The organism is Mesorhizobium sp. M6A.T.Cr.TU.017.01.1.1, assembly GCF_004023115.1.
Classification (GTDB): domain Bacteria; phylum Pseudomonadota; class Alphaproteobacteria; order Rhizobiales; family Rhizobiaceae; genus Mesorhizobium; species Mesorhizobium mediterraneum.
Genome location: NZ_RZTA01000197.1, coordinates 1 through 6194 on the forward strand (window position 1 = coordinate 1; position 6194 = coordinate 6194).

General features: G+C 67.8%; 4 protein-coding genes. All 4 read left to right on the forward strand.

Annotation, left to right across the window (positions count from 1 at the left end; all coding sequences use genetic code 11):
- Nucleotides 1-779 (forward strand): MoxR family ATPase (locus EOB36_RS32685; RefSeq protein WP_164897691.1); only part of this gene is annotated, 779 nt, incomplete at its 5' end.
- Nucleotides 779-1693, forward strand: a complete 915-nt coding sequence (locus tag EOB36_RS32690) for a DUF58 domain-containing protein (protein WP_095484211.1) — start codon at nt 779-781, stop codon at nt 1691-1693. The genes EOB36_RS32685 and EOB36_RS32690, both read left to right, overlap by 1 nt.
- Nucleotides 1690-4515, forward strand: coding sequence for a DUF4159 domain-containing protein (locus EOB36_RS32695; protein ID WP_128286512.1), 2826 nt, complete (start codon nt 1690-1692; stop codon nt 4513-4515). The genes EOB36_RS32690 and EOB36_RS32695 overlap by 4 nt, the downstream gene beginning before the upstream one ends.
- Before the next feature lie 3 nt (nt 4516-4518).
- Nucleotides 4519-6194: hypothetical protein (locus tag EOB36_RS32700; RefSeq protein ID WP_128286513.1), on the forward strand; the 1676-nt coding region annotated here is incomplete at its 3' end.

Here is a 6194-nt window from a genome sequence, read left to right on the forward strand (position 1 = left end):
TCGTGCTCGGCCTCGATTCCCGCCGCATCCAGTTCACGCCCGACCTGATGCCGTCCGACATTCTCGGCTCCGAGGTGATGGAGCAGGACGAATTCGGCAAGCGTTCTTTCCGCTTTATCTCCGGGCCGATCTTCGCGCAGCTGCTGATGGCCGACGAGATCAACCGCGCCTCGCCGCGCACCCAGTCGGCGCTGCTGCAGTCGATGCAGGAATACCACGTCACCATTGCCGGTGTCCGCCATGACCTGCCGGCGCCGTTCCACGTGCTGGCAACGCAGAACCCGCTGGAACAGGAGGGCACCTATCCGCTGCCCGAGGCGCAGCTCGACCGCTTCCTGATGCAGGTCGACATCCTCTATCCCGAAATCGAGGCGGAGCGCCGCATCCTGCTGGAAACCACCGGCATCGAGGATGCTAAGGCGCAGAACGTGCTGCAGCCGTCGCGGCTGAAGGAGATCCAGACCTTGATCCGCCGCATGCCGGTGCCGGAAAGCGTCGTCGAGGCGATCCTCCAGCTGGTGCGCTCGGCGCGCCCCGGCCAGGGCAATGCCGAGACCGATAAACACGTCGCCTGGGGCCCGGGCCCACGCGCCAGCCAGGCGCTGACGCTGTGCGCCCGCGCCCGCGCCCTTTACGACGGACGGCTGGCGCCGTCGGTCGACGACATCAGAGCGCTGGCCGAGCCGGTGCTGCAGCACCGCATGGCGCTGACCTTTGCCGCCCGTGCCGAGGGCACCACCGTGCGCGACGTGGTGGCGAAACTGGCAAAAGGCATCTGATGGCGCGTATAGGCGAGGCCCAGGCACCGGCAGCGACGCGTGACGCGCTCGCCCGCGGCCGGTTGCGGGCGTCGCTGGTCCCTGACCTGCTGGTCGAGGCGCGCCGCATCGTCAACACGGTGATCGCCGGCTGGCACGGCCGCCGCAAGCGCGGCATCGGCGAGAATTTCTGGCAGTTCCGGCCCTATGTCGAAGGCGATTCCTCACGTATCGACTGGCGCCGCTCGGCCCGTGACGATCACATCTATGTGCGCGACCGCGAATGGGAAGCGGCCCATACGGTGTGGCTGTGGGCAGATCCCTCGCCCTCAATGCTCTACAAATCGACCGGAGCCACCGTCTCGAAGGAATCCCGCGCGCTGGTGCTGGCGCTGGCCATGGCCGAGCTTCTGTCGCGCAGCGGCGAGCGTATCGCCTGGCCCGGGCTGACCGATCCGTTCACCGCCCGCAACGGCGCCGAGCGTATCGCGGCGCAACTCACCCATGCCGGCGAATTGCCGGCAAAGCCCGACCTGTCCGGCATTCGCCGCTTCTGCGACATCGTCATCGTCAGCGATTTCCTCGATCCGGTCGAGGACACCATCGCTTGGCTCGACGTGCTCGCCCGCCACGGCGTGCGTGCCCATCTGATCGAGGTCGCCGACCCGGCCGAGGAGAGATTTCCCTATGCCGGCCGTACCGAATTCACCGATCCCGAGACCGGCGACAAGCTGACCGCCGGCCGCGCCGAAACGCTGGGCGATGAATACCGCCTGCTTTACATCGCCCGCCGCCAGGAGCTGACCGACTGGTGCAAGCGGCTCGGCTGGAGCTTCACGGTCAACCACACCGATCGCCTCGCCTCCGATGCGCTGGTGCGTGTCCATATGGCGATGACCGTCGATGGCAGCTCAGCCGGGAGGATCCGCGCATGAGCTGGCTGCCGCTCTCCTTCGGGGCGCCGATGGTGCTGTGGGGCCTTCTGGCGCTGCCGGTGATCTGGTGGCTTTTGCGGTTCACCCCGCCCAAGCCGCAGACCGAGATATTCCCACCGCTGAAGATCCTGGCCCGGGTGCTGAAGCGCGAGGAGACGCCGCAGCAGAGCCCATGGTGGCTGACGCTGCTCAGGCTGCTGATGGCGGCCCTTATCGTTGCGGCGCTGGCCGAACCTGTCTTCAACCCGCGTGAAAAACTGCCGGCCGAAGGCGCCGCCCTTGCGCTGGTGATCGACAACGACTGGGCAAGTGCCGCCGACTGGGGCCAGCGCGTCGCCACGGCCGAACGGCTGATCGCCGATGCCAGCTCCAACGAGGTGCCTGTCATCATCGCCTTCACCGCCGAAAAGCCGAATGCCGAGATCGGCCCCTTCGACGCCGCCGCCGCGCTCGACCGGCTGCGCGCGGCAAAGCCGAGGCCGATCCCGACCGACCGCCCTGCCGTCTACGCCCGCGTCGCGGCAACCCTGGAGAGCTTGCCGGGCGCCAGCGTCGCCGTGCTCGCCGACGGTCTGGCGGCGGAAGGTGACGAGGCCGCCTTCAACACGCTTTTGTCGAAGAACGCCGCCCGTGTCGTCTGGGCCGTTTCCGACCGGCCTGCCTTGATCGGCCTGACCGGCGCCGACAACCAGGTGGACGGCTTCGAGCTGACCGCCATCCGCGCGCCGGGCGATCCGGCGCCGGCTCAGGTGACCGCCGGCGCCTTTGACGATAAGGGCCGCCGCATCGCCGACGCCACGCTGACCTTCTCGCCGGGCGAATCCACCGCCACCGGCACGATGGCGGTGCCGTTCGAGCTGCGCAACGACTTCGCCTCGATCACGCTCGACGGCCAGCGGCAGGCCGGCGCCGTCCGCGTGCTCGACGAGAATTCCAAGCGCCGCCGCGTCGGGCTGCTGTCGCAGGCCGAGGCCGACCAGGCGCAGCCGCTTCTGTCGCCACTCTACTATATCAGACGCGCGCTGCAGCCCTTCGCCGATCTGGCTGAGCCGTCGAGCGCCGATCTCGCCGACGCCATCCCGCAGCTTCTCGACCAGAAGCCGGCGATGATCGTCATGGCCGATGTCGGCACCATTCCGGAGCAGGTGCGGCAAAGGCTGGTCGACTGGGTCGACAATGGCGGCACGCTGGTGCGGTTCGCCGGCTCGCGGCTGGTCGCCGCCGGCAATGACGACGATCTGCTGCCGGTCAGGCTGCGCACCGGCGAGCGCTCGCTCGGCGGCGCGCTGTCGTGGACGACGCCGCAGGCGGTCACCGATTTTCCGAAGACCGGTCCCTTCGCCGACCTCGCTCCGCCCGCCGAGGTCACCGTCACCAGGCAGGTTCTGGCTGAGCCGACGCCCGATATCGTCGAGCGCACCTGGGCCACGCTTGCCGACGGCACGCCACTGGTGACCGGAATGAAGAAGGGCAAGGGCACGCTCGTCCTGTTCCATGTCACGCCGGAGGCGACCTGGTCGAACCTGCCGATCTCCGGCAGCTTCGTCGAGATGCTGCGCCGCATCGTGCAACTGTCGCGCAACCAGGGTGCGGCGGTCGCCAATGCCGAGGCCGCCGCCACTTCGCTGGCGCCCTACCGCATGATATCGGCCGACGGCACGCTGGTGCCGCCGACGCCGGATGCAAGGCCGCTGGTGCCGGGTGCCGGCCCGCTGCCGGTGACGTTCGAGAACCCGCCCGGCCTGTACGGCTCCGAAACCGGCGTCTTCGCCCACAATCTGCTCAATGCCGAAAGCAGCTTCGCGCCGCTGGTCCGTCCTCAGATCACCGTGCCGGTCACCACCATCCAGTACGCTTTCGACGAATCGCACAATTTGAAAGGCCCGCTGGTGGCGGCAGCACTGTTGCTGATGGTGCTCGACACGCTGGCCGTGTTCTGGATGGGCGGCCTGTTCTCGCGCCGGCCGCGCCGCGCCGGCACTGCTGCCGCAACCACCGCCGCCCTGCTGATTGCGCTCGGCGCCCTGGGCGGCCACACCGACATCGCCCGCGCCGACGATGCCAAACCGGGCGATGACCGGGCGATCGAGGACATTTCGAAGACCCGGATCGCCTATGTGCAGACCGGCGAACAGAGCGTCGATTCGATCAGCCGGGCCGGGCTGGAGGGCCTGACCCGCTTCCTAATCGAGAAGACCGCGCTCGAGCCGGGCGCGCCGGCCAGCGTCGATATCTCGAAGGACCAGCTGTCCTTCTATCCGCTGATCTACTGGCCGATCGACCCTGCCGCGCCGATGCCGAGCCAGGCCGCGATCGCCCGCGTCGACGCCTATATGCAGCAGGGCGGCACGGTGCTGTTCGACACGCGCGACCAGTTCGCCACCGGCATCGGCGCGGATTCGGCCAGCCCGGCGACGGAGCGGCTGCGCGACATCCTCGGCAACCTCAACGTGCCGCCGCTGGAACCGGTGCCGTCGGACCATGTGCTGACCAAATCCTTCTACATCCTGCCTGAGTTTCCCGGACGCTTTGCCGGCAGCCCGCTCTGGGTCGCGGCGTCGCTCGAAGCCAGCAACACCGAGAACCGTCCGGTGCGCACCGGCGACGGCGTCTCGCCGATCATGATCACCGCCAATGATTTCGCCGGCGCCTGGGCGGTCGACGAGAATGGCGATCCGCTTTTGCCGACCGTGCCGTCGGATCCGATGCAGCGCATTTATGCGCTGCGCGCCGGCGTCAACATCATGATGTACATGCTGACCGGCAATTACAAATCCGATCAGGTGCATGTGCCGGTGCTGCTCGAACGGCTGGGGCAGTAAGCCATGAATTGGTCGCTCGCCTTCGAACCGCTCATTTCCTGGCCGCTGCTTGGCTTGGTGCTGGCGCCGCTGTTGCTGCTGGCACTGGTCGGCCTGTGGTTTCGCCAGCGCGGCGCGGTCTTCCGTTTCGCCGCCCTGCTCGCGCTGGGTGCGGCCCTGCTCAACCCTGTGGCCCTCGACGAAGAGCGCGAGGCGCTGAAAAGCGTCGTCGCCGTCGTCGTCGACCGCAGCCAGAGCCAGGACATTGGCGAACGCACCAAGCAGACCGACGAGGCGCTGGCCGGGCTTCAGCAGCGCCTCGGCCGCTTCAAGCAGTTCGACGTCCGCGTTGTTGAGGCCGGCAAGTCGGAAGCCGCCGAGGAGCGCACTGAAACGCGGCTTTTCGGTGCGCTTGAAAGCGCTTTCCGCGACGTGCCGCCTTCGCGCATCGGCGGCGCCATCATGCTCACCGATGGCGAGGTGCATGACGCCCCCGCCGGCACACCCGACTTCCACGCCCCGCTGCACGCGCTGATCACCGGCAACGACCAGGAAAAGGATCGCCGCATCCGCTTCGAGAATGCGCCGCGCTTCGGTCTGGTCGGCAAGCCGCTCGAAATGACCTATCGCGTCATCGGCACCAACAATGAGGCCGGCTCGGTCGATGTGCGCGTGTCGGTCAATGGCGAGCAGGTTTCGGTCGAGCGCGCCACCATCGGCCAGGCCATGCCGCTGCAGGTGACCATTCCCGGCGCCGGCCGCAACATCGTCGAACTCGCCATCGATCCCGAGCCCGGCGAACTCACCGACACCAACAACCGCGCCATCGCGCTGATCGACGGCATCCGCGAGAATTTGCGCGTGCTGCTGGTCTCCGGCGAGCCGCATGCCGGCGAGCGCACCTGGCGCAATTTGCTGAAGTCCGACGCCTCGGTCGATCTGGTCCACTTCACCATTCTGCGGCCGCCGGAGAAGCAGGACGGCACGCCGATCAACGAATTGTCGCTGATCGCGTTTCCGACGCGCGAGCTGTTCGTCGAGAAGATCAAGGATTTCGACCTGATCATCTTCGACCGCTACCAGCACCGCGACGTGCTGCCGATCCTCTATTACGACTACATCGCCGAATATGTCGAGAAAGGCGGCGCGCTGCTGATCGCGGCAGGGCCCGAATATGCCGGTGAAAGCTCGATCGCCCGCACGCCTTTGATGTCGGCGCTGCCGGCGATGCCGACCGGCGAAGTTGTCGACAAGGCCTTCTATCCACGCCTCACCGAGCTCGGCCAGCGCCATCCGGTGACGCGCGGACTCGACGGCTCCGCCACCGAGCCGCCGCACTGGAGCCGCTGGTTCCGCACCATCGGCGTCGAGAACCCCGAGGGCGAGGCGGTGATGAAGGGCGCGGACAACCGTCCGCTGCTCCTGCTCGACCGCAAGGGCGAAGGCCGCGTCGGCATGTTTCTGTCCGACCAGGGCTGGCTGTGGGCGCGCGGCTTCGAGGGCGGCGGCCCGCATGTCCAGCTCTATCGCCGCATCGCCCATTGGCTGATGAAGGAGCCCGAGCTCGAGGAAGAGCGGCTGACCGCCGACGGCCGCGGCATGATGCTGGAAATCCGCCGCCAGACAATGAGCGACGACCCCGGCCCGGCGCAAATCATCACCCCGTCCGGCAAGGCGCTGACCGTCAAGCTCGAGAGGGC